Below are 24605 nucleotides of genomic sequence, written 5' to 3'. Positions count from 1 at the left end.
GCGGATATCATAAATATAAATGTGTATAGTGAATGATACGTATCGATGCTTGGTCATGAAAAACAGACCAATTTGAAGGAGTAAATGGATGAAAGAGATGACAGAATTACATTCATTAGATGCTATAGAGGCTTTTATTATGCAGCATCAATTCAGTTTTATCTATATATCAAGACCCGGCTGTACAGTATGTCATGCTGTTCTGCCGCAGCTCAGAATATTATTGGATCAGTTTCCAAACATCACATTGGGGCATATCAATGCTGACGATGTAGAAGAGGTCGCCGGCCGATTTTCGGTCTTCACCGTCCCTGTGCTTCTTTTGTTTATCGATGGGACTGAGTTTCTGAGAGAAGCTCGTTTTGTTCATTTTGAACAGCTCGAAGAAAGGCTAAAAAGGGTTTATCGTTTATATGAAGATGAATAAAGCTTTACGCTTTCCAAATGAAAAGGAGCTCTCTGAAATGGGGCTGGAGCAAATGAATCAATATGTTCTGTATCATACATGAGGATCAATCAGGGGATATAAATGATTTCCTCATTTCATCATATCTTCAGCAGTCATCTAGTAGAATATCATTGGGCTTGCATAGAAACATCACATCAAACACCAGCAAAATCATTTCTAAACAAACCAATAAGTGAAGCAAAAAAGGGTGTTACAAGGTGTAGCATCCTTTTTGATTTTTTAGAAATAGTAATATTCAAATAATGTAGGAAAGGTGCTTTATTAATGAAGAGCAAAGATATTTAAGAAAGAAGGGCATCATCGTGGGGATCGTCACAAGGGCAGAGGCGGTTCACAGCATCATGGACCAAAAACTTTTCGCCGCGGCAGGGCCATTGCATTTTTAGAGATGGTGCATTTTTTTCTCTTATATCCCTATAGTCTTTTATACTGGTTTGCAGGAAATCTTTTTCTCTTATCGAATGATAGAGAGTCAGAGGCTTAAAACGGGTTATTGAAGAGCTTTTCATTTGTACGCAGTGAGTGTCCGGCATTGGCTGGACTTTTTTTATAAGGAGGAATACAGGATGGCGTTAACTTTGGAAGATATGAATGTGGAAGAGTTTAAAGCATTTCGCGGGATGTCCGTGCAAAATTATGCGAAACAAAACATAGCGTCGGGAACTTGGACAGAAAAAGAGGCGATTGAGAAATCGGAGCAAGCATATGAGAAAATGATTCCGGATGGACGAAACAGCAGCAATCACAACTTTTGGAACATTACAAATGAACAAGGGGAAAGGATAGGCTGGCTCTGGCTATATGCTGATCCGCTCCATCCACAAAAGGAAGCGTTTATTTATTCCTTTGGATTATATGAAGCCTATCACGGAAAAGGGCTGGCTCAATTGGCGCTTCAAACGCTGGATGAAAGAGCAAGAGAGATGGGCGTGGAAAGACTTGCTCTTCATGTGTTTGCGCACAACGAGACAGCCGTCTATCTTTATCAGAAGATGGGCTATGCCATGACTAATATACGTATGCGGAAACAGCTGTGCCGACCCCAGACGCTTACTTAAGCGGCTCTCCGAACACAATATGCCAATGTAGATGTTTAGAGTCCTGGTAAGCGCCTAAGTTGGTGATTACACGGCATGCGCCTTTTTCTTCCGTCACCATGGAAGCGACCTTTTGAATGACACTCATTCATTCAAGAAGCAACTCATGGTCGTTCTCTCCCAGGGTGATCAATGAGGAAATATGTTTCTTAGGGACAGCCACAATATGGACTGGATAAAAAGGCTTTGTATGATAGTATGCCAATACGTTATCTGTCTCTATTACTTTATTCACTTTCGTTTTGCCGCTAAAAACCTCATCACAGTAAAAGTCTTCAGTCATATGATCCAACCTCGCTTTGTTTGTTTGAATTATTCTTCTGCATTTCTTCATCACCTCCCTTCTTTTGCGAGGGATTTCCATTTGAATGATCAAGGGCCGCATCCCCTTGATATTTTTTTGCCCCCTGAACATGAATTATCGCAGGCTTAATCGACGGCTAAAGGAGAGATCTGCTTTAAAAACAGCAAAAAAAAGATTGACCCGTAAAATGTAAGGGGTTACAATTGAAAACAATTAGGAAAGACTTTCCCTCTTATAAATTAATATTATAAATTTATTTAGAGTTTACTTTTATTATCTAATGATAGATAGAGAAAGACTTTCCTTATTTTCGCAGAATGGAGTGATAATCATGGGAAATGTACAGGTTGGGCTATTAGGTGCGGGACGGATGGGAGCTTTTCATGGAGAAAGTATTGCGTTCCGTGTGAAAGGGGCAGATTTGTATGCGATTGCAGATCCGGTTCCGGGGAATGCAGAAGCATTTGCAAAAAAGCTAGGCTCAAATATTAAAGCGTTTACAAATCCGTTAGACATGCTGGAGCACCCGGATATTGATGCGGTCATTATTGCTTCGCCGGCAAGGACGCATGCCGCAAACATTATTGCAGCGGCAAAGAAGGGGAAAGCAGTATTTTGTGAGAAACCGATGGCTGTCACGCTGGAAGAAGCGGATGAAGTCATCAGGGTAGTGAATGAAGAGTCAGTTCCGCTTCAGATCGGTTTTAACAGACGTTTCGCTAAAGGCTTTCGCAGTGCGTATGAGGAAATTCGCGCAGGAAAAATCGGCACGCCCCAGTTAATGCGTTCCATCACAAGAGACCCGGCACTCGGTGATCCGACACCAATTCCTCAATGGACGATCTTCTTAGAGACGCTGATTCATGACTTTGATACGTTACTCTACCTCAATCCAAATGCAAAGCCGATTGAAGTCTATGCCGTTGCTGATGCGTTAGTCAGATCCGATTTTAAAGACAAAGGATTTTTGGATACTGCAGTTGTCACGATCAAATTTGATAACGGAGCAATCGCAACGGCGGAAGCGAACTTCCAAGCCGTTTATGGATATGATGTCCGCGGAGAAGTGTTTGGATCTGAAGGCATGCTGACCATCGGAGATATCCGCCATACAAACATGACAAGGTATAACAAAGACGGAGTCAGCTACAACACGATTCGCTACGACCAGGATTTATTATTTGATGCTTATGTTGATGAATTGCAATCGTTTGTTGATGCCGTTCGAAATCATAAGCCAACCTCAGTAACAGGTGAAGATGCGCGTGCGGCACTTGCCATTGCCGCTGCTTGTATAGAATCTTGCAAAACAAAGCAGCCTGTCACATTAAAAGACGGAGTGCCGCAAACGGTTTGAGGTTTTCATAGAAGAAGCGCCTTTTTAAAAAGAAATTCCTGTCGGCATTCGTTTATACTAGAGAGGATCTATTTTATAAAGGTGGCCTTCTTAATGAAAACAACCATTTATGATGTTGCGAAGGAAGCAAACGTTTCAATCTCTACGGTTTCAAAGGTTCTTAATCATACAGGCAATATAAGTGAAAAAACGAAAAAAAGAATTTGGAAAGTGATTGAGGAACTTCAATATCAGCCAAGTGTTGTGACTTCAACGAGAAAAATGATGAAGACCATTGGGCTGCTCATTCCTGACATCGCTAATCCATTTATGGCCGAGCTGGCCAGAGCAGTGGAGGACAGCGGCCGTAAAAAGGACTTTAGTGTCATCATATGCAGTACGGACAACAATTCGCTGAGAGAAGAAGAATATATCACCATGCTGAAGCAAAAACATGTAGACGGCATTATTGTGGCGACGGGTCTCAAGAACAGTCAGGCGATACGTGAACTGATTGAAAGCGACATGCCTGTTGTCATGCTATCGAGAGATATACCGCATCTGCCTGTAGACACTGTAGTGGCGGATGATTTTAAAGGGGGATATGAGGCAGCCGTCCATTTAGCCCAATTAGGGCATACAAATATAGCGGTCATAGCAGAAAAGATTAACAATACATCAATTAAAAATCGTGTCATCGGCTTTAAAGAAGGACTGCAGGTCTCAGGAATCCAAATCGATGAATCAGCCGTTCTGGACTGTCCGTATGACTTGTCAGCCAGTAAAGACATCAGTTTAAAGCTGCTTCATCAGAAACATAGGCCGACGGCTGTCTTTGTGACGACTGAGTTGCTTGGTTTAGGGGTTTTGCAGGCTGCAAGGCAGCTTCACATTTCTATTCCTTCATCTCTTTCACTGGTTGGATTTGATAACAGCATCTTGGCAAAGATCAGTGATCCTCAGTTAACGACAATCGCACAGCCGACTGAAGAAATGGGAGAAAAGGCAATTGAATTGCTGATAGACGGCATGGCTCATTCAAAGCAAAAGAAAGCGGTACAGCGGGTGATGCTGTCTCCTTCATTAATCGTGCGGGATTCAACGGCCTCACTGTTATAACCCTTTTGGCATAGGGAGATCTTTCTCTAAAAACGGAGGAATCTCCCTTGCTTAAACGTCAAATCGATAAGTTGGAGGTTTCTTGATGACATCCAAAAAGGCCTATATCAGTCTTATTTACTTTTTCGGGGCATTAGGAGGTTTGCTGTTCGGGTACGATACAGGTGTAATATCAGGCGCTCTGCTGTTTATAAGGGAAGACATGGAGCTGACTCCATTTTTAGAAGGATTAGTTGTCAGTGGGGTGCTGATTGGCGCTTTAGTTGGCGCAGCCTTTTGCGGAAGATTTTCCGATCGTTATGGCAGGAAAAAAACCATCATCTGGCTGGGTGTGCTTTTTACAATTGGAGCCATTGGAACAGGCTTGGCTCATAATATCGGAATATTGTTACTATTCAGAATAGAATTGGGCATAGCGGTTGGAGGAGCCTCGGCAATTGTTCCTTTGTATTTATCAGAAATGGCACCTGCCGCGATCAGAGGCAGAATCGCTTCCTTGAATACACTGATGAATTCTTTCGGGATACTCATGGCTTATATTGTGAACTTTGTTTTTTCATCTTCTGGCAGGTGGGATCTGATGCTCCTATTAGCAGTAATTCCCTCCCTCATTCTCATGGCCGGCATGTTTTTTATGCCTGAAAGTCCGCGATGGGTGTTGCAGACAAGGAGTGAGGATGAAGCACGCCATATTTTGCTTCTGACGAGAGATCCGAAAACAATTGATGCTGAGATTCGCAGTATGAAAGAGATCAAGACGGAAGAGCGTGTTTCAATATCAATATTATTATCGCCGGCAATCAGGCCGATCCTATTTATCGGTATTGGGGTCGCCATCTTTCAGCAAGTCATAGGCACAAATACGATTATTTATTATACACCGACCATCTTAGAAAATGCGGGGTTCGGTGCTTCCAGTGCCATTGCAGGGACCATTGGCATCGGCATTATCAATGTCTTATTTACGATCCTCGGCTTGCTGCTGATTGATATGATAGGCCGAAGAAATCTTATGCTGATTGGCAATGTCGGAATGTCTGCGGCACTTGGTATTTTGGGTGTCAGTACGCTTTTCTTTCATGCCCCCGGGTGGCTGCTATTATCCTGTTTATGCTTGTTTATGGTAGCGTATTCAGCGAGCTGGGGAATGGTCGTTTGGGTTGTGCTGGCTGAAATTTTCCCGTTACACATCAGGGGGACGGCATTGGGAATTGCAAGTACCTGTCTGTGGCTGGCAAATATTGCGGTGTCGCTGTCCTTCCCGCTGCTTTTAGATCTGATTGGTACAGGTATATTATTTCTCATGTACGGTGCCATTGGCGCCCTTGCCTTTCTCTTTGTCTATAAATTTGTGCCGGAGACAAAAGGCAAATCATTGGAACAGATTGAAGGAGAAATCATGTCAAAGAATACAGCTTCATCTTTCTAAAAGGGGGATTTCAATATGGCAAGAGAATATGGGTTATGTTTATGGACTTTCGGCAGCATTCCATTTGAACAAAAATGCCGGCTGGCTGCAGAAATCGGAGTAGACGGAGTAGAGGTCGAGGGGGATATTTCTCTGAATCCAAAAGACCTTGCCGAAACACTGGCTGCGCATCATATAAAGGTTTTGTCGGTAACGCCAAGGAATGTGGATATTTCAAGCACGAATGAAGAGGTTCGGTCAAAGGCTGTACAATATTTCTTGGACTTATTGGACTGGGCTGTGGATTTAGGCGCTCCCCGTATCTGTCTTCACGGCGATGTCGGCAAAGTGAGAGGGAGCGGTGATGATGAGAGGGATTGGAGTTTATTGGTCAAAAGCTCTAAAAAGATTATGGCTAAAGCGGAGGAATTACAAATTCAGGTGGTATTCGAAGTATTGAACCGGTACGAAAATCATCAAGTGGTCACTGGCGAAGAAGCTTTACAATTCATACGTGATGTCGGCAGTTCCAATCTCGATGTTCTTCTCGATGCGTATCATATGAACATAGAAGAGGCTGATCCTGTGAAGGCCATTGAATTGACAGGGCAGAAACTCGGAGTCTATCACGTGGCTGATTCAAATCGCCAGGCCATCGGAAACGGCCATGCCAATCTCAAAGAGCAAATCGAAGCACTCCATTCTATCGGTTATAAAGGCCCGATTATTATGGAGATGGTGGCAGCCGGTCCTGATCCTTTTACTCCGGTAAAAGGAAATCACTATCTGGAAGTGGTGACGGGGTACTTTAAGTCATCTCTAGAGACATTAAGGTCATGGGAAGGCTTGAAAATATAAAGAAAAAAGGACAACATGTGTTGTTCTTTTTTAATTGTCAATATTCTATGAAGCTCCTCGCCTGTAACGGCTTAATGAACTTGGCTACGAGGGAGTCAAAATGGCGCGTATTGCAAAAGAGCTGGGAATTTGGAAACATTCTCTGTCCTACCATTTCTCGTCAAAAAAGGATCTGCTGATAGTAGTATACCCCGAGAAGGTTGAAGAAGAAGTGGCGTCTATCATTGATTTTTTAAGTCCCGGAAGCATGTGCTAAATGTAGCCTTTTGCAGGCAATGTCATTTAAGGCTCTATCTTTTGGCGAAGGCTTAAAAAATACCAAGGGCGAACAGCCCTTGGTATCCCTTACACGCTATTGATCCAGCTCTTTCATTCGTTTTGTAAGCTCATTGAATGCCTGATCAAGCTCCTTGTACCCTTTATCATTTGGCGTCATAAAACTAAGCTTTCCCAGCACTTCTTGTCTTTCTGTCTCAAGCTTTAAACGAAGCTCTTCCCTGTCATTTCTTTCTGAAGGAACGTCCTTCAATTGCTTTTCGATGCCATTGTCTGAAATAACGAGTTTACTGTTCGTTGTTTTCTCAAGAAAATAACGATCGTGTGATACCACAATCAGTGTGCCGCTGTATTGTGACAGTGTTTCTTCCAGCTGTTCGCGTGAAGGCAGATCGAGGTGATTGGTCGGTTCATCTAATATCAGCACGTCTTTTTCCTCTAAGATATATGCCATCAGCTTGCACTTTACACGCTCACCCATACTCATATGTTGAATTGGTTCTGTCCATTGAGAAGCTGTAAATCCCAATTGCGTCATGATATTCTGCACGTTTCCTCTCGCCTTGAACGTGTCTTGATAAAATAACTCCTCCGGTGTTTGTGCTAAAGGCAAATCAAATACTTCCTGTGTTAAATAACCGATTTTTGCAGATGGTGATATCCATACCTTTCCCTCTGCCGTTTCCTGTCCAAGAATGACTTTCAATAAGGTTGTTTTTCCGCTGCCGTTTGGGCCTGTAATGGCAACCTTTTCTCCGTGCTGAATCGTAAAGCGGGCGTTTTGAAACAGTGTCTTTTCGCCAAATGACTTCGTCAGATTTTGAACCTCCAAAAACCGTTTTCCTGTTTTATGAGCTGTATCAATTGAAAAACGAACAGTATATTCCGGATCGACAGGTTCAGCCTTTGTTTTTTCGAGTTCTTTTTCAAGCCGCTTTTGTTTCGATTTGATCTGGGCATCTGTGCGCTTTGCTTTTACACGATGGTATTCTTTAAACCCTTCCTTTTTCGTCGATTGTGCGTGGGCTTTTTTCGACCATGAAGTGAGTTCTGTCATTTGTGCTTCAATTCGTTCAATCATTTTCTGCTGTTTTTCATATTCACGCTGCTGTGCCAGTCTTTTCTCTTTCCGGAACTTCATGTAACCAGAGTAATTCCCTTTATATTCAGTCAGCGTGTGGCCCTCGATTGACCATATTTTCGTGGCAACTTCATCTAAGAAATACCGATCGTGCGAAACGAGAATGACAGTGCCGCTAACATTTTTCAGCTGTTGAATGAGAAATTGCAGGCTTATGTCATCAAGATGGTTTGTCGGTTCATCTAGCAGGAACAGGCCTGCATCCTCTGATAGTCCTTTCGCCAGACGTGCTTTCAGTTTTTCTCCGCCGCTTAACTGGCTGAAATCACGGGCTGGCACGCGCCATTTCTCCAGCAGTTTCACTTCGGCAGGTGTCTGATTCTCAAAGGAAAACGATTCAGTCTCCTGTTCAACCAGCACCGTTTTTAAGCCGTGCTGCATCCATTGGATTTGTCCCTGTGACGGAGTTAAGTCCTTGTTGATCAGGTGAAGCAGTGTCGATTTTCCAGCTCCATTTTTACCGATAATTCCAATGATATCGCCTTGCTGAACGCTTGCATGTATGTGATTAAAAATGGTAAGATCCTTCACTTCATAGCTGACGTTTGTAAGTTTTAATTGTTCTTTCATCTATATCCCTCGCTTTAAGGGAGAACAAAAAAATCCTCCCAAATGTTTTGGAAGGATTAGCCGTGCCTTTGCCATGATGAAATAAGCTATTCTTCATAAATAGCGCTTACGTATATAGAAAATGGGCAGACTAATCCTATTTTTTATGATTTGAAATATACGATTTCAAACGTGAAAAATAAGATTAGTTAATCATTGTCCACCCATCATCCCTTCTCAATTTATTACAAACAATATAGCATATTTTTCAATTTGAGCAAAGAAAAATTGGAACTACTCTGGATATTCAATTAAAAAAGCTCCTGCTCTCATTTCTGAGGGCAGGAGCTGTAAGAGGGTTATTGCTGCTTTAATTTTCTTACTTTATAAATCACAATCAGCAAAATAAACCAAACCGGTGTAACAAATAAGGAAACCCGAGTATCCTGTGCTAATGCCAGCACAACAAGGACAAACGCCAGGAACGCTAAAATTAAGTAATTCGTAAATGGATAAAGCGGGAGCTTAAATTTGTTTGCTTTCGCCAATTCAGGTCTTGTTTTACGGTATTTCATATGGCAGATAACGGTAATTCCCCATATGTAGATAAAGCATACGGTGGAAATACTTGTAATCAAGGTGAATACGCCTTCCGGCATGATGTAGTTCAATGTGACACCGATTAAAATCACAATAGCTGAAAAGAACAATGCATTTCTCGGTACCTTGCGCGGTGTCAGTTTTGCCATTGATTCCGGCGCATTCTTATCTTTCGCCAGTGAATAGACCATGCGGCTTGTACTAAATACAGCACTGTTGCATGCTGAGGCAGCTGACGTTAATACAACAAAGTTGATAATGCTTGCCGCCCCGACGATGCCAACCGCGACAAACACCTGTACGAATGGGCTTTCGCTAGGGTTGATGACATCCCATGGATAGATGCTCATAATCACGAGAAGAGCACCGATATAGAAAAGCAGCACCCGGACAGGGATATTGTTGATTGCCTTAGGGATGACTTTTTCAGGGTTTTCTGTTTCACCGGCTGTCAGTCCGACCAGCTCAATGCCGACAAAGGCAAATACAACCATCTGGAACGACAGGATAAACCCGTGCATGCCATTTGGAAACATACCTCCGTGGCTCCAGAGATTTGTGAAACTGGAGACGCCTGAGCTTGTGGAAAACCCTTTAAAGATCATGACAAGGCCAATGACGATCAGCGCCAAAATGGCAATGACTTTAATTAAAGCAAACCAAAATTCTAATTCTCCAAAAAGCTTGACGGTTGCCAAGTTCATAATCAGTAAAATAATCAGAGCGATTAAGCCGGGCACCCATTGCGGCACACCCGGGAGCCAATATTGAGTGTAGAGCCCGACGGCTGTCAGATCAGCCATTGCAATCGAAATCCAGCAGAACCAATAAGTCCAGCCGGTGATAAAGGCTGCCATATCGCCTAAATAGTCTTGTACAAAATCAACAAAAGAGTGATAGTTCAAATTTGATAGCAGCAGTTCACCCAGAGATCTCATAATCAAAAAGCAAATGATCCCTGTGATCATGTAAGCAAATAGAATCGACGGTCCGGCAAAATGAATGGATTTTCCTGAGCCGAGAAATAAGCCCGTTCCAATGGCCCCGCCGATGGCGATGAGCTGGATGTGCCTGTTTTTCAGGCCTCTTTCCAATTTTTGCTGATTTATATTGTCTTTCGTCATGTCGTCTGTCACTTTGTGTGTTCCTCCATTGAAAATTGTTTATTGAGTCAGCAATATATTTTTAATGATTATTATAACACTAAAATTTCGATCTTTTTTACTATACAGGAAATATGGAAGGAAATTTTAAGGTTTATCGATGCTTCACATGATACAAAAAAGCGGCTCAATTGTGGGAGCCGCTTTTGTTTACGCCATTTTATGCTTTTTTCATATACAGATAAAGCCCATAATCAGTCGGAGCAGATGCGTACCCTATCTGACGCAGCATCGCTGTTATGTTGCCGCGGTGGTATGTCCCGTGATTCACAACGTGGGGAACCAGCTCAGAAACAGTCGTTTTCATGATTCCGCCTGAGGGATTTATAATCTGGAGGGGCTTATTGAGCTGTTCTTTTTGCTGTAAAAATAATGTATAGCGCTCCGATAATGTCAGAAACTGTGCTTCCATTTCCTCCATTTCTTTTGCCTCTGTCTGTTCTTTAAGTTGTTCAGCTAACGCCAAAGCATCGGTCATGCTTTGGCCGGAAAACACTTCCATCCAGCCGAGATCAGAAAGATAAACATGAGACAACACATGCGATATCGATGGAAACACGCTTTGAACTTCTTGGTGGTACACCTCTTTTGGAAGCTCTTTTAATCGGTTGAATATTTGCTGATTGGCCCAGACATTATAATCATACAATTTTAATGAAAAATCCGACATGTTAATTTTCCCCTTTCGCGTTTATAGAATCTATTATACACGAACAAGCGTTCTTGTTGTCGTGTTCGTGAATAAAATATGTTGACAGACATAGTTTAGGGGAATAAACTAATTGACATTGGTCATAAAGTTTAGAGGGGTAAACTATAGTGAGGAGGGGCAGATGTTGAATGAACAAAAGCTATGTCAGGCGATAAACCTGTTTGTAGAAGTATTACTTGAAGGGACAGAGTTTGTGCATCGTGAAATCAATCAGGATGTCTTCAAGCATATCTCAAGGGAGCAGGCAGACCTGTTAAAAATTTTAAAAGTCAAGGGCCCAACGTCTCCCGGCAGCCTGGCCATGTATCAAAATGTACATAAAAGCGCGATTTCGAACAGGCTGAAAAAGCTGCTCGATAAGGGATTGGTTGAATGGAATGACTGTCCGGCGAAAAGTGATAAGCGCTCTAAGCTTATTAACATCACAGCCAGCGGTGAAACCATACTGGAAGAATTAGATTCAGCCATTTTTAATGCTCTCAAAGAGCTGATTGATGATATAGATGAGAAACACTTAAATTCTATCATAGAGATCTTCACCATTCTAAAAAGCAAATTTAAAGGAGGAGATTCTGCAGAATGAGAGCAATCATCAAATTCAAGTGGGCCATTGCAGCAGTTATATTAGCACTTACCGTCGTATTGAGTTTGTTTTCTCCGAACTTAACGGAGCTGGCCAATCAAAAGGGGCAGGCCCAGCTTCCTGCTGATGCTGTTTCAGAAAGAGCAAATGCCATTTTAAAACAAGCGGGCGAAGACAATAATTCGCTCAGTATCGTCTTTACATTAGACCACGCTTTGAAGAAAGAAACAGAGGATCAGCTCGAGACAATGATTGATAAAGTCAAAAAGATCGACGGTGTAGAAGAAGTAACGTCTACTCTAACAGCAGAAAAAGAAGTCAAAGACCAATTGATTTCAAAAGACAAGAAAACGATTCTCATTCCTGTCACGATTACAGGTTCTGATAAAAAAGCGGAAAGAATCGCGGATGACATCTATAAAATTATTCCTAATGATTTGACTGCATATATTACGGGAGCCTCTCTCATCAATCAGGATTTCGCTCACAGCTCAGAAGAAGGACTCAAGAAAACGGAAGTGATCACAGTCTGCCTGATCATCGGTTTACTGCTGATCGTGTTCCGATCTGTTGTGACGCCTTTTATCCCGATTGTAGTTGTCGGTTTCTCTTATCTGATCAGTCAATCTATACTGGGCATCCTTGTATACAATGTGGATTTTCCGATCTCGACGTTTACGCAAACCTTCTTAGTTGCCATCCTGTTCGGTATCGGAACAGATTACTGCATTCTGCTTCTTACCCGATTCCGTGAAGAGTTAGCAAACGGGCATGACAAAAAAGAAGCGGCGCTTATCGCTTACCGTACAGGAGGAAAAACCTTATTTATTAGTGGATTTGCGGTATTGGTCGGATTTTCCGCCTTAGGATTTGCGAAGTTTGCGATTTTCCAATCCGCAGTAGGGGTCGCAGTCGGTGTAGGGATCTTAATGATCATTCTCTATACACTGCTGCCATTATTTATGGTAACGCTGGGTGAAAAATTATTTTGGCCTTCTAAGAAAGTGCTGTCGCACAGTGACAACAAATTATGGGCGTTTCTCGGCAGACATTCCGTTATGCGTCCGTTTCTGTTTATTGTCATCACGGTGTTTATCACGCTTCCGTTTATTTTGACCTATGATGACCAGATTTCCTTCGATTCGACTGCGGAAATCAGCAGCGATTATAAATCAGTAAAAGCTCTCGAGGCCATCAAGGATGGATTCGGTGAAGGGAAAGCGTTCCCGATCAATGTTGTCGTAAAAGGAGACAAAGATCTCACAACAGCTGATACAATCCCTTATCTCGGAAATATCAGCAAAGCGATCGAGAAAGTCGAGCATGTTGACTCTGTCTTGACCATCACGCAGCCAACTGGTGAAAAAATCAAAGATTTATATATTGATAAACAGCTAGGCTCAGTTTCAGACGGGCTGGATAAGACGGTAAAAGGAATTGCCGATGTCCAAAGCGGTTTAACTGATATCGAAAACGGGTTGAATCAAATGGCGGGTCAAACCGGCTCAAACTCAAATAGCAGCTCCGGCGGTTCACTGGGTGATGCGGCAGACGGATTGGGCAAAATCAATCAGCAGCTGCAGCTCGTAAGTAAACAGATTTCCCAAACCGGCAATACTGCACAGACCGTGCAGCAGCTTACGGCAATCAGCGGACAGCTTGGACAGATTCAAACCGGACTTGAACAAGCGAACCAGCAGCTCTCAGGCCAGCAGGCGCAAGCTGGAACACTGACAGAAAGCCTGAAGAAGCTTGCAGGGGGCGTGAAGAGTGCAAATGATGGCCTGACGAAAATCTCTGACGGCATGACAGCTTCCAGTGATATGTTAGAGGACATGAGCAAAAGCTCAACCGTAAGGGATACAGGGATATTCATTCCTGATCAAGTCATGAAGGATAAAGACTTTAAGAAGTCAATCGACCAATATTCCTTTGAAGACGGCAAAGGCGTGCAATTAAGCGTCGTCTTGGACTCTAATCCTTATTCAGAACAAGCCATTACAACAATAAACCAAATCAAAAAAGCTGTAGCAAACGAAGTGGACGGCACTCCTCTCGAGGATGCACAGGTCGTATACGGCGGGGTCACGAGTGTGAATGCTGACTTAAAAGAGCTTTCCACAACAGACTTCTCCAGAACAATGGTGATCATGATTATTGGTCTGTTTATTGTGTTAACGATTTTGTTCCGCTCCATGATCATGCCGATTTATATGATCGCGTCACTGCTGCTGACGTATTATACGTCGATATCCATAACAGAATTAATTTTTGTAAACGGCTTAGGTAACGCCGGCGTCAGCTGGGCAGTACCGTTCTTCAGTTTTGTCATATTGATCGCGTTAGGCGTAGATTATTCGATCTTCTTGCTGGACCGATTTAAGGAAGAGGTGCACCTTGGCATTCATCAAGGTGTCATCAGGTCAATGAGCAAAATGGGCTCTGTCATCATCACCGCGGCTATTATTTTGGCCGGTACATTCGCGGCGATGATGCCATCAGGCGTCAATACGCTGATGCAGGTGGCAAGTGTCATCATTATCGGCCTGCTGCTTTACGGCCTTGTCATTCTTCCGCTCTTGATGCCGGCAATCATTGTGACATTTGGAGAAGGAAACTGGTGGCCGTTTGGCAGAAAGAAAAATATAGAATAGAAAAAAAGAGTGGTGACAATTCATTTGTTCATCACTCTTTTTTGTAGATGGAAGAGGCCGTTTTTCGCCTGTCAGCAAGCGATGAAATACATGGAGGAGAAGGGGGAAATCCTCAACTTTTCTACATCTGTTGTCAGGCAAATGTCTCCTGCGTACAGCGTATATGCGGGAACAAAAGGTGCGGTTGAACATTCACCCGTCAGCTAGCCAAAGAATGAGCTGTGAAACAAATCACCATTAATGCGGTTGCACTAGGGCCAGAGAACACCGAGCTGTTTCATGCAGGCAAAACCGAGCAGCAGCTAGAAGGACTGAACAAGTCGACTGCATTGGCGAACTGGAGGATATCGAAAATGTGATTGACTTTTTGGAGAGCGAAAAATCCCAATGGATCACAGGCCAGACGATCCGTGTGCATGGCGGAACTATCTAAAATGAAAAAGCTCCCAAGAGTCATTCTTGGGAGCTTTGTTTTATTTCCATTCTGCAATGGTATCAATCGGCAGACGGTAGGATGCGTATCCTTCGTCCGCAGCTTTTCCGATAGAAAGAAGCATAACAGGCACATAACGCTCTTTGTCTAATCCGAAGGCTTCTGCGATGTTTTCTTTATCGTAGCCGCCGATCGGGTTTGTGTCATAGCCGTGCGCGCGTGCAGTCAGCATAAGCTGCATAGAAACAAGGCCGCCGTCAATCAGGATCGTTTCACGGTTTACCTGTGCAGGAAGTTTTTCAAAATGAGCAGTCAGGGCAGCGATTTGTCTGTCTTTTACCTCCTGCGGCATGTAACCGAGCTCAACGGCTTTTGAATAGATGTCTTCTAAATAGTCTGCATTGTTCATGTCTGCAAAAACAGCGATGACGGCAGATGAAGTTGTGACCTGTGTTTGGTTAAAGCTTGCTAGCGGTGCGAGCTTCTCTTTTCCTTCCGGGCTGTCGATGACGAGAAAACGCCATGGCTGCGCGTTGACAGAGGATGGTGCAGTTGTAGCTTCCTCTAGGATTTCTGTCATTTCTTCTTTGCTGATTTTCACTGTCGGATCATAATTGCGAATGGAACGGCGTCCTTTCATAATCTCCATAAAATCGTTTGTTTTAATCATGTTGATACACTCCTTTTAAGCTTCAATATTATCTAGGTTGTTTCGCATGCGCCCAAGCATATCAATAAGCACGCGGCGCTCTTCAGCACTTACATTAGCGAGCATTTCTTTCATGAAACGCTCCTTTTCTTTCTTAGAAGACTCGATTCGTTTTCTTCCTTGATCTGTTAACCGCACAAGGGTAATCCGGTTGTCTTCGGGCTTGCGCCGTCTTGATACCATGCCTTTGGCTTCAAGCTGTTTTAGGTGTCTTGTGACGGCCGCGCTATCGATATTGACTTTCTTTTGAAGGTCGCTTTGACTAATCTCATCCGCATGATAAAGCAATGTCAGCAATTCCAAACGAGATTGGCTGATGCCCGTGCATGCCTCGAACTTCACGCCAATCACTTTGTTCACGCCTTGCAGCTGATATAAAATCTCGGCTTCCTCAGAACAAAATGATGCCAAAACCCATCCCTTCTTTCTTGTCAAAAAAAATAATTGATATATCAATGATTGACACGTCAATTAATATACAACGATTGATTTCAATTTGCAAGCCTTTTGCACATTTGAAAAACCTCCCAACATATAAGTTGGGAGGTTCTTGTTATCCTTGCGGCTCAGGATAAAACATCAGCAGAAAAAAGCTGGCCGTTTCCTGTGATGAATTGATGTAGCTGTGCGGTGTGGATCCCGTAAACTGCAAGGCGTCTCCGGAAACAAGCGTATGCTTCTGGTCCTGCAGATTGACGGTTAACTCGCCCTCTTTAATTAAAATGTATTCTTCTCCTAAATGTGTTTTTGCTTCATGTATGCACCCCGGTTTCAGATCGACAACATAAATTTCAAACTTTGTTTCAGGATTGTAGGGAAAAAAGGGGTAAACGATGTAGTTTTCTTCATTATCTGTAACAGGTTCAATATCTTTGAGATTAATTTTTCTTACTTTCGGCTTGTCTTCTTTCAGAAAAACAGAAAAAGATACTTGCAGCCCATTTGCGATCTTCCAGAGAGTGGTGACAGTCGGGGTCGATTTTTCTTTCTCAATTTGTCCGAGCATCGCTTTGCTGACGCCTGTTAACTCAGAAACTTGATCAAGAGTCAGGTTTCTGCTTTTTCTGAGTTTGGCAAGATTCTTTGCGATAATGGCTTGGATATCATCCATACATGTATCTCCTTACGTCATATTCGCTTTATTATAGCATATTAAAATCAGCTCTTACATACTGTTGTAAGCTATAATGTATATGTGTATAATATGTTAGACTAGGAGGGGGAACAGAATGATATCAGAGAAGGAACTAACTCATATCCAAACATGCGAGCCATCGTTCATACAAGGGTTTAAAGATTGTGTCCCGACGCTAATCGGCTATATCAGTATAGGTTTGGCTGCCGGTATCGTGGGGATTGCCTCGCATTTAAGTGTCCTTGAAATTACACTGTTGTCAGGTTTGGTTTTTGCAGGCGGCGCCCAGTTCATTATCTGTGCTTTGTTAGCAGCAAACAGTCCGATGTCCGCTATTATCCTGACAACATTTATTGTGAATTTACGAAATTTTCTATTAAGTGCTGCGCTTGCTCCTCATTTTTCAAAGTATTCGCTAGTGAAAAATGTGGGGATCGGCATAATGGTGACAGATGAGTCCTTTGGTGTTGCTTCAAATAAGATTGTAAAAAAAGAACCGATTAGTGATCGATGGATGTTCGGTTTAAATCTCACTGCATATGCGTGCTGGGTGCTTTCTTGTGTGGCAGGTGCAGTCTTTGGTAAATGGATTACCGATCCGGAAATGTTCGGACTCGACTTTGCGGTGACGGCTATGTTTTTAGCATTGCTGATTTTGCAGATGGAACATGTTGTGCCTGCAAAGGTTAAACACTATGTATCTCTCATCATTTATATGGTGATTGCGATGATTATTTTCTCTTTCATTATGCCGTCTCATCTCGCTGTCATCATGTCAACGATCATCGTAGCAACAATCGGGGTGGTGACAGATAAATGAGCATAAATGCATACATCCTGATGGTGATTATCGGCTGCGCGCTGGTCACAATGATTCCCCGCGTGGTTCCATTTTTAGTTGTCCGGAATATTTCCTTGCCGGTGCCTGTGCTGAAATGGCTCTCCTATGTGCCGGTTTGTATATTGACGGCACTTGTTGTGAAGGATTGCATGATTCATTCCAATGATTCTCTTACATTGAATTGGCAGGTCACTGTTGTATTGGTTCCTACTCTATTGATTGCATTGAAAACAAAAAGTTTATCTATGACAGTTATCAGCGGTGTTGTTCTTATGGCCGGCTTGCGCTTATGGGTATAAAACAGCTGTTTACATTTACATTAAAACCACGATATCAGGGGGAAGCAGACCCTGGTATTTTTTGTGTCTATGATTCAATCTTTAAGCGGCTTTCACTGGCTGAAAGTTATGGTACAATATACAAATGTTTTACAGCTTCAATCAATTGTTGGAGTGACATCTATTGAAAATAAATACTAGATTAAAGGGAAGGTTTTGATAGAATGCTGCAAAATCCAACTGGAAAAGAGCGTTTGGCATTGGCGTTTCTGCTCGGCATGCTTGCTATATTGGGCCCGCTTAATATAGATATGTATTTGCCTAGTTTTCCTGACATTGCTGATGATTTATTGGCCAGTGCCTCGCTTGTACAGTTAAGTTTAACAGCCTGTCTGATCGGGCTTACCATAGGCCAAGTAATTGTCGGGCCGGTCAGTGATGCGCAGGGAAGACGGAAACCGCTATTAATCTGTATTTTCTTATTTGCGTTATCTTCTCTGTTCTGTGCGCTTTCACCAAACATTACAACACTGGTGGCAGCCCGTTTTTTACAGGGGATTACGGCCTCTGCGGGACTTGTGCTGTCTCGGGCAATCGTGCGGGATGTGTTTACAGGGAGAGAGCTTTCTAAATTTTTCTCACTGTTAATGGTGATTACTGCAGTCGCGCCAATGATTGCGCCAATGACAGGCGGTGCTCTTTTATTGCTGCCGTTTGCAACGTGGCATACGATTTTTCACTTTTTAACGATCATCGGATTTGTACTTGTACTGATTATTGCGCTGAAGTTAAAAGAAACATTGCCGCCGGAAAAGCGGATTCCAAGCTCAATCGGAACATCTGTCAGAACGATGGGGAGCCTGCTGAAGGATCGTTCTTTTATGGGCTACGCGTTAACTGTCGGATTTATTCACGGAGGAAGCTTTGCTTATGTATCCGGTACGCCTTTTGTATACCAGGATATTTACGGGGTGTCGCCGCAGGTGTTTAGTATTTTATTCGGCATTAACGGCCTGGCGATTATTACGGGAAGTTTTATGATCGGGCGCTTTGGCGGAATCATTCATGAAAAAAGCCTGCTCCGCATGGCGGTCATTACAGCTATGATTGCGACTGCTGTGCTATTAACGATGACGATGATTCACGGCCCTCTCGCTGCATTAGTCATCTCTATTTTTGTCTATATGATTACGATCGGCATGGTTCTGACGAGCACGTTTACGCTGGCCATGGAAAAACAGGGGCACCGCGCCGGAAGTGCAAGTGCGCTGCTGGGAATGCTCCCGCTGCTCCTTGGCTCCATCGTTTCGCCGCTTGTGGGCATTGATGAGACGACAGCTGTTCCGATGGGAGCGATCATGTTTGTTACAGCAGTTATCGGTTCGCTCGCCTTTTTTAGATTAACAAAGGAGAGCGTGAAGCAAAATTAATCAAAAAAACCTGACGGCATGTCAGGTTTTTTTTGATCTCATTAAAATAGCAAAAGCAGGCCGGCGATGGCCGGAGTCAAAAAGATTGCTGATTTCAAGACGGCCTTTGGCATGAGATTGGTGAATTTCGCGCCAACATACGCACCGCACATGGTTCCGATCAAGACTTTGACCAGCAATACGTAATCAACAAATCCTTCCGAGATATACCCTATGCCTCCGCCTACAGCAAGAGGGATAATGACAAGCATCGTCGTTCCGACAGAATGACGAATGGACAGGTTCAGCATAATCATTAAACCGATCTGGATAAAAGGAGCAGAACCGATGCCGAATGTGCCGGAAAGTATGCCTGATACGATTCCTAAAATCACGGCTTTTGTATACATTGATACATTGCTTTGATTCACTTGAGGTTTTTCTTTTAAGATAAATAACCTTATTAGAATAAGAATCGCTGATAAAAATAACATTCCCGCTGTCAAATAATGAAGCAAATCGGCCGGAATAAAAGATGTCAGCTTTGCCCCGAAAAATGACCCGACGGCAGCAAAGCATCCGACCGTTAAACCGATTTTCAATTGGATGTTGCCTTCCCGGTAATGGCTGTAGGCCCCTGATAAGCTGGTGAAAGCCATACCGGCGAGGGAAGTGCCTAAAGCTGTATGAATCGGAATATGAAAAACAAGGGTTAAAAGAGCGATAACAAAGCCGGCTCCCCCAGCACCAATAAAGCCTAAAATGATTCCAAGAAGAAACATAACAAGAATAATGAGCATAGCTTTTCCTCCATTGTATACTGAGCTGTAAATGTAATGATCTAGTGATTGTAGCTGAGGCGAACTGTTCGGTAGCACATGAGAGAATCATCTCATTGGTTGACAGTAGTCCGTCGACCGTCGTTTAGTGAAAATATCGTACCGCAAATTTTGGGATTTGACAAGGCAGTTTGTTGCTTCCCTTTATTATCTGTTATATGATTTTGATGAAGAGACAGACCCCTGAATCTATTCAAAAGAGGTATTATGTATATGGATGATTTTAAATTAGACAAGCCGACTCCTTATTACCTGCAATTTTATTTCCAGCTGAAAAAAATGATTTTTAACGGAACTTTTAAGCCGGGGGAACGGATCAATGAAACACAGCTGGCTAAAAGTTTCGGCGTCAGCCGCTCTCCGATACGGGAAGCTATGCGGCTGCTTGAGAAAGACGGCTTGTTACGGGCAGATGACCGGAATGGATTTTCAATCGCTTCTTTAACAGCTAAAGATGTAGATGAAATTTATAAAATCAGAATTCCTCTCGAGCTGCTTGCTGTCGAATTGGTAATAGACAAAGCGAATGACGAAGAGCTTCAAACGCTTGAAACACAGCTTGAAGAAACAGAAAACGCGATTCGTAACGGAGCGGAAGAAACTGAAATGATCAGCTTAAACCAAAAGTTTCATCAGCTGCTTGTCGATTTTAGCCATAACAGACATTTGAAAAATTTGCTTGAGCATGTAAATGATCTGATTCACTTTTGCAGAATCCTTAATTATAAAGGGGACAACCGCCCTGAAACGATCCTGCGTGAACACCGCAGCATATTTGAAGAAGTCAAAAAGAGAAACAAAGAAGCAGCCAAAGAATATATGATGGCTCATTTCAATCATGACTCAGAACATTTGAAGCGTGTGCTTGAAGAAGGAAAAGAAAATTAAATGACATGTACGGATACCAAGGAAGAGTCCTTGGTATTTTTTATTGCTCTCATCCACTTAATAAATCGCAAATCATATATAAGGAAGCCCATTAATAAGATTCTATGATGATTGACTAACGAATAATGGGGGTTAGACATGTTTATCCATATCGTCCGGCCGGGTGATTCTTTGTTTTCCATAGGCAGAAGATACGGTGCTTCTGTTGATCAAATACGGGGTGTGAATGGGTTAGAAGAAACGAATATTGTGCCGGGGCAGGCTCTGCTCATCCCTCTTTATGTATATACAGTACAGCCGGGCGACACGCTCGCAGCTATTGCGGCAAAATCGTTTGTTCCAGCAGAACGGCTAAGAGCCGCCAATCCCGCTATAAACCCAAATGCCTTGCAAGCAGGAATGAGACTAACGATCCCTAATATCTCAAACTATATTGCGGGAACGTTAAGCTTTTACGTGCTCCGTAATCCGGATCTTGATCGCGATTTAATCAATGATTACGCACCGTATTCGTCTTCGATTTCCATTTTCGAATACCATATTGCGCCTAATGGCGACATTGCAAACGAATTGAATGACGCAGCCGCTATTGAAACCACATGGAGAAGACGAGTGACGCCGCTTGCAACAATAACAAATTTAACCTCAGCAGGCTTCAGCACGGAACTCGTACGCCAAGTGTTAAACAATCCAACTGCGAGAACCAATCTGGTTAACAATATTTATAACTTGGTATCCACAAGGGGATATGGCGGCGTGATGATCGATTTTGAAAAAGTGAGCGCCGCAGATCGGGATCTGTTCACAGGATTTTTGCGTCAGCTCAGAGATCGTCTGCAGCCGGGTGGCTATGTGCTGACCATAGCTGTTCCGGCAAAAACAAGTGATGATATTTCATGGCTGAGGGGCTATGATTACGGAGGGATTGGAGCGGTCGTCAATTATATGTTTATCATGGCGTATGACTGGCATCATGCGGGAAGCGAGCCGGGGCCTGTTGCGCCGATTACTGAAATAAGAAGAACAATTGAATTTGCGATTGCTCAGGTGCCGCGGAGAAAAATCATCATCGGTGTCCCGCTCTACGGCTACAATTGGATCATCCCTTATCAGACGGGAACAGTGGCTTCAGCTATTTCAAATCAAAAATCAATTGAAACAGCGATGAGGTACCAAGCACCCATTCAATATTCAAACGAATATCAATCGCCATTTTTTCGCTACAGAGATGAGCAGGGACGGACGCATGAAGTATGGTTTGAAGATGTCAGGAGCATGAGCCAAAAGATGCTGATCGTCCGAGAATATGGATTACAAGCCATTGGCGCCTGGCAGTTAACACTCGGATTCACACCAGCTCCGTGGCTTCTGCGTAAATTTTTTACGATCAGAAAAGTGTAAGGGCACCGAACACGGTGTCTTTTTAGTGATGTTTTAAGCTGCTTCGTGCAGCTCTGAGTTCCAGATAGATTGTCAGTTCACTGACGCTGGCGATATCCTTTATCGTAACAGATTGAAAGCCATAAAACCGCATCAGCCTAAAGTGGCAGAATAATTCGTGCATTTGTCACTTGCATGGCGTCGGTCTCCCCAATTATGATCGATAGTGATAACTAACATCAGTCTAATCAGGCACAAATTGCATATCGTCTTATGAAAGCTTACGGAATACGAGTGAGAGGAAGTTGTCAGAATGAAAAAAGTATTGATCCTAAATTTTCCTGCAGAAGGCCACGTAAATCCTACATTAGGCATTACGAAAGCCTTTGCCGATCGGGGATATGATGTCCACTATATCTCCACTGAAAGGTATAAAGAAAGATTAGAAGCGGTAGGAGCGACTGTCCACCTTCATCAGGATTTGCTGAGGACAGTTCCCGTTCGTACAGGTTTCCCTGACGGTATTCTCTCCTTCTTAAAAATTCATATAAAGACATCTCTGGCCATATTAAATATCGTGAAAAAACTGTCAAAAAGCATTCAGTTTGACTTTGTTTATTATGATAAGTTCGGTGCGGGGGAGCTGGTCAGAGATTATCTCAACATCCCGGGCATCTCTTCATCTGCTTCCTTTTTATTCGATGAAGAGCATTTGAAGATATTGCCTCTGCATCCGGATTCAGAAGTGCCTTTACAATTGGATAAAGAGTGTGAAGATCTATTATTAGAGATGAAACAAAATTACGGTGTATCACCTGAAAATATGGTTCAATTCATGAATAATAAAGGTGGCCTAAATGTAGTGTACACAAGCCGATATTTTCAGCCGGAAAGCCATCGTTTCGGCAGTGAGTTTCTATTTATCGGTCCAAGCTTTCCAAAGAGAGCGGAAAAAACTGATTTCCCGATTGAGAAATTGAAAGGTGAGAAAGTCATCTATATTTCAATGGGAACGGTATTAGACGAAACTGAAGAGTTTTTCAACTTATGTATAGATGCTTTTTCTGATGTCAGGGGCAAGGTCGTGATAGCTGTGGGAGAAAAAGCTGATCTGTCAAGATTAAAGCAAGCGCCGGAAAACTTTATCATTGCTTCATATGTGCCTCAATTGGAAGTGCTGGAACAATCAGACGTTTTCATCACTCACGGAGGAATGAACAGTGTAAATGAAGGCATTCACTTTAACGTTCCTTTAGTTGTAATGCCGCACGATAAGGACCAGCCAATGGTGGCCCAGCGGCTGACTGAATTACAAGCCGGTTATACAGTATCTAAAGACCATGTAACCGCGCAGTCTTTAAAACATGCAGTGGAAGATGTGTTGAATAACGACCGATACAAGGAAGGGATTCAAAAAATCAATCAAAGCTTTCAGGGTTGCATGAATATGGAAGAAGTAATGGAGCAGATCGATCAATTTATAGATCAGAGAAAATAAACAGCAAAAATAAGAAAAAGAGTGAGATTTATATGTTCTCACTCTTTTTTCATTTAGGGTCTTGCTGGCATTACGGAAATAACCGAAGTCAATTTGCGGATCAATGGTTTTGTCAAGAGGATTATAGATGTAAGGGTTCATTTTCTGAGGGCGATGGCAGCAGGAGAAACACTTTCGTATTCATTCACACTCAACGTTATTTTTCATATTATGAATAAGTGTATGGAAAATACAGTTATAAAAGGATGTGAATAGAAAATATATGTCTCGAAAACCGTCACATAGATGCCCTTACTGTGGATCTAACTCTTCAAGCCCCAGTTGTAGAGTAGGCCCTAAAAAAAATCCTGAGCCTAAACATACATGTATGTGCTGCTGTTGTGTAAGGGGAGCAAGAGGGCCGCAGGGACCACGCGGATTACGCGGTATACCAGGCAGTATTGGAGCCACCGGACCACCAGGGCCACCGGGGCTGCCAGGGCTGCCCGGAGCTACAGGGGCCACAGGACCACCAGGACTGGCCGGGGCTACGGGAGCCACAGGAGACGCCGGACCAGCCGGAGCAACGGGAGCCACAGGAGCTACAGGGGACGCCGGACCAGCCGGAGCAACGGGAGCCACAGGAGACGCCGGACCAGCCGGAGCAACGGGAGCCACAGGGGACGCCGGACCAGCCGGAGCAACGGGAGCCACAGGGGACGCCGGACCAGCCGGAGCAACGGGAGCCACAGGGGACGCCGGACCAGCCGGAGCAACGGGAGCCACAGGAGACGCCGGACCAGCCGGAGCAACGGGAGCCACAGGAGCTACAGGGGACGCCGGACCAGCCGGAGCAACGGGAGCCACAGGAGACGCCGGACCAGCCGGAGCAACAGGAGCGACGGGAGCCACAGGAGACGCCGGACCGGCCGGAGCTACAGGAGCGA

At 43.4% G+C, this 24605-nt stretch carries 21 protein-coding genes and 4 pseudogenes; 17 read left to right on the top strand and 8 right to left on the bottom strand.

The window, feature by feature from the left end; translation table 11 throughout:
* Nucleotides 1-88 precede the first annotated feature (88 nt).
* Nucleotides 89-427, top strand: coding sequence for a thioredoxin family protein (locus LJF29_RS18915; protein ID WP_229150115.1), 339 nt, complete (start codon nt 89-91; stop codon nt 425-427).
* Between the two features lie 608 nt (nt 428-1035).
* Nucleotides 1036-1527, top strand: coding sequence for a GNAT family N-acetyltransferase (locus LJF29_RS18910; RefSeq protein WP_229150114.1), 492 nt, complete (start codon nt 1036-1038; stop codon nt 1525-1527).
* On the opposite strand, the pseudogene LJF29_RS18905 reads toward LJF29_RS18910, so the two are convergent.
* Nucleotides 1520-1849 (bottom strand): annotated as a pseudogene (locus LJF29_RS18905) (HIT domain-containing protein). The gene LJF29_RS18910 and the pseudogene LJF29_RS18905 sit on opposite strands and share 8 nt — an antisense overlap.
* Before the next feature lie 352 nt (nt 1850-2201).
* Between LJF29_RS18905 and LJF29_RS18900 the strand changes: the two are divergent.
* The 5 genes and pseudogenes from LJF29_RS18900 to LJF29_RS18880 form a co-directional block, all read left to right on the top strand.
* Nucleotides 2202-3227, top strand: coding sequence for a Gfo/Idh/MocA family oxidoreductase (locus LJF29_RS18900; protein ID WP_229150113.1), 1026 nt, complete (start codon nt 2202-2204; stop codon nt 3225-3227).
* Nucleotides 3228-3320: 93 nt separating this feature from the next.
* A complete protein-coding gene (locus LJF29_RS18895) occupies nt 3321-4325 on the top strand; it encodes a LacI family DNA-binding transcriptional regulator (RefSeq protein ID WP_106045782.1) in 1005 nt (334 codons plus the stop codon).
* 85 nt (nt 4326-4410) lie between these two features.
* Nucleotides 4411-5754 carry a sugar porter family MFS transporter gene (locus LJF29_RS18890; protein WP_106045783.1) on the top strand — a complete coding sequence of 448 codons (1344 nt, stop codon included), beginning with the start codon at nt 4411-4413 and terminating at the stop codon, nt 5752-5754.
* A gap of 15 nt (nt 5755-5769) precedes the next feature.
* Nucleotides 5770-6591, top strand: a complete 822-nt coding sequence (locus LJF29_RS18885) for a sugar phosphate isomerase/epimerase family protein (protein WP_229150112.1) — start codon at nt 5770-5772, stop codon at nt 6589-6591.
* Between the two features lie 67 nt (nt 6592-6658).
* A pseudogene (locus tag LJF29_RS18880) lies at nt 6659-6843 on the top strand (TetR/AcrR family transcriptional regulator); the annotation flags it as partial.
* 100 nt (nt 6844-6943) lie between these two features.
* On the opposite strand, the gene abc-f reads toward LJF29_RS18880, so the two are convergent.
* From abc-f to dinB, 3 genes are all read right to left on the bottom strand, one after another.
* The gene (abc-f, locus tag LJF29_RS18875) at nt 6944-8578 is read right to left on the bottom strand and encodes a ribosomal protection-like ABC-F family protein (protein WP_229150111.1); all 1635 of its coding nucleotides are present in this window, start codon (nt 8576-8578) and stop codon (nt 6944-6946) included.
* 338 nt (nt 8579-8916) lie between these two features.
* Nucleotides 8917-10293, bottom strand: a complete 1377-nt coding sequence (locus LJF29_RS18870) for an amino acid permease (protein WP_010333171.1) — start codon at nt 10291-10293, stop codon at nt 8917-8919.
* 187 nt (nt 10294-10480) lie between these two features.
* On the bottom strand, nt 10481-10990 hold the full coding sequence (dinB, locus tag LJF29_RS18865) for a damage-inducible protein DinB (protein ID WP_229150110.1): 510 nt from the start codon (nt 10988-10990) through the stop codon (nt 10481-10483).
* Between the two features lie 166 nt (nt 10991-11156).
* Here dinB and LJF29_RS18860 point away from each other — a divergent pair, with 166 nt between their 5' ends.
* From LJF29_RS18860 to LJF29_RS18850, 3 genes and pseudogenes are all read left to right on the top strand, one after another.
* Complete coding sequence (locus LJF29_RS18860; protein ID WP_229150109.1) at nt 11157-11615, top strand: MarR family transcriptional regulator; 459 nt, start codon at nt 11157-11159, stop codon at nt 11613-11615.
* Entirely contained in the window at nt 11612-14269 is a 2658-nt protein-coding gene (locus LJF29_RS18855; protein WP_229150108.1) for an MMPL family transporter, read from the top strand. Before LJF29_RS18860 ends, LJF29_RS18855 begins: the two co-directional genes overlap by 4 nt.
* A gap of 51 nt (nt 14270-14320) precedes the next feature.
* Nucleotides 14321-14702, top strand: a pseudogene (locus LJF29_RS18850) (SDR family oxidoreductase); the annotation flags it as partial.
* A gap of 40 nt (nt 14703-14742) precedes the next feature.
* Here the strand turns inward: LJF29_RS18850 and LJF29_RS18845 are convergent.
* The 3 genes from LJF29_RS18845 to LJF29_RS18835 all read right to left on the bottom strand — a co-directional run bounded on the left by LJF29_RS18845 (nt 14743) and on the right by LJF29_RS18835 (nt 16522).
* Nucleotides 14743-15372 carry a nitroreductase family protein gene (locus LJF29_RS18845; RefSeq protein WP_229150107.1) on the bottom strand — a complete coding sequence of 210 codons (630 nt, stop codon included), beginning with the start codon at nt 15370-15372 and terminating at the stop codon, nt 14743-14745.
* A 15-nt stretch (nt 15373-15387) separates the two neighbouring features.
* Nucleotides 15388-15882, bottom strand: a complete 495-nt coding sequence (locus LJF29_RS18840; RefSeq protein ID WP_229150106.1) for a MarR family transcriptional regulator — start codon at nt 15880-15882, stop codon at nt 15388-15390.
* A gap of 82 nt (nt 15883-15964) precedes the next feature.
* Nucleotides 15965-16522 (bottom strand): helix-turn-helix domain-containing protein, encoded by a 558-nt coding sequence (locus LJF29_RS18835; RefSeq protein WP_010333178.1) that lies wholly within the window; start codon nt 16520-16522, stop codon nt 15965-15967.
* A gap of 118 nt (nt 16523-16640) precedes the next feature.
* Here LJF29_RS18835 and LJF29_RS18830 point away from each other — a divergent pair, with 118 nt between their 5' ends.
* From LJF29_RS18830 to LJF29_RS18820, 3 genes are all read left to right on the top strand, one after another.
* Nucleotides 16641-17366 (top strand): AzlC family ABC transporter permease, encoded by a 726-nt coding sequence (locus tag LJF29_RS18830; protein WP_229150105.1) that lies wholly within the window; start codon nt 16641-16643, stop codon nt 17364-17366.
* Nucleotides 17363-17686 carry an AzlD domain-containing protein gene (locus LJF29_RS18825; protein ID WP_229150104.1) on the top strand — a complete coding sequence of 108 codons (324 nt, stop codon included), beginning with the start codon at nt 17363-17365 and terminating at the stop codon, nt 17684-17686. Before LJF29_RS18830 ends, LJF29_RS18825 begins: the two co-directional genes overlap by 4 nt.
* 203 nt (nt 17687-17889) lie before the next feature.
* Nucleotides 17890-19095, top strand: coding sequence for a Bcr/CflA family efflux MFS transporter (locus LJF29_RS18820; protein WP_229150103.1), 1206 nt, complete (start codon nt 17890-17892; stop codon nt 19093-19095).
* Between the two features lie 41 nt (nt 19096-19136).
* Here LJF29_RS18820 and LJF29_RS18815 read toward each other — a convergent pair whose 3' ends face one another.
* Nucleotides 19137-19874, bottom strand: coding sequence for a sulfite exporter TauE/SafE family protein (locus LJF29_RS18815; protein ID WP_229150102.1), 738 nt, complete (start codon nt 19872-19874; stop codon nt 19137-19139).
* 252 nt (nt 19875-20126) lie between these two features.
* Between LJF29_RS18815 and LJF29_RS18810 the strand changes: the two genes are divergently transcribed.
* The 4 genes and pseudogenes from LJF29_RS18810 to LJF29_RS18795 all read left to right on the top strand — a co-directional run.
* Nucleotides 20127-20801 (top strand): GntR family transcriptional regulator, encoded by a 675-nt coding sequence (locus LJF29_RS18810; protein ID WP_010333183.1) that lies wholly within the window; start codon nt 20127-20129, stop codon nt 20799-20801.
* Between the two features lie 138 nt (nt 20802-20939).
* The gene (locus LJF29_RS18805) at nt 20940-22202 is read left to right on the top strand and encodes a glycoside hydrolase family 18 protein (protein ID WP_229150101.1); all 1263 of its coding nucleotides are present in this window, start codon (nt 20940-20942) and stop codon (nt 22200-22202) included.
* 292 nt (nt 22203-22494) lie between these two features.
* Nucleotides 22495-23679 (top strand): macrolide family glycosyltransferase, encoded by a 1185-nt coding sequence (locus LJF29_RS18800; protein WP_229150100.1) that lies wholly within the window; start codon nt 22495-22497, stop codon nt 23677-23679.
* Nucleotides 23680-24046: 367 nt separating this feature from the next.
* Nucleotides 24047-24605: pseudogene (locus LJF29_RS18795) on the top strand (collagen-like protein); the annotation flags it as partial.

Origin of the sequence: Bacillus sp. LBG-1-113, assembly GCF_020708615.1 — a bacterium.
Lineage (GTDB): Bacteria > Bacillota > Bacilli > Bacillales > Bacillaceae > Bacillus > Bacillus mojavensis.
Note: the sequence above shows the minus strand (reverse complement) of the source record. Positions and strands in the feature narration are given on the sequence as shown.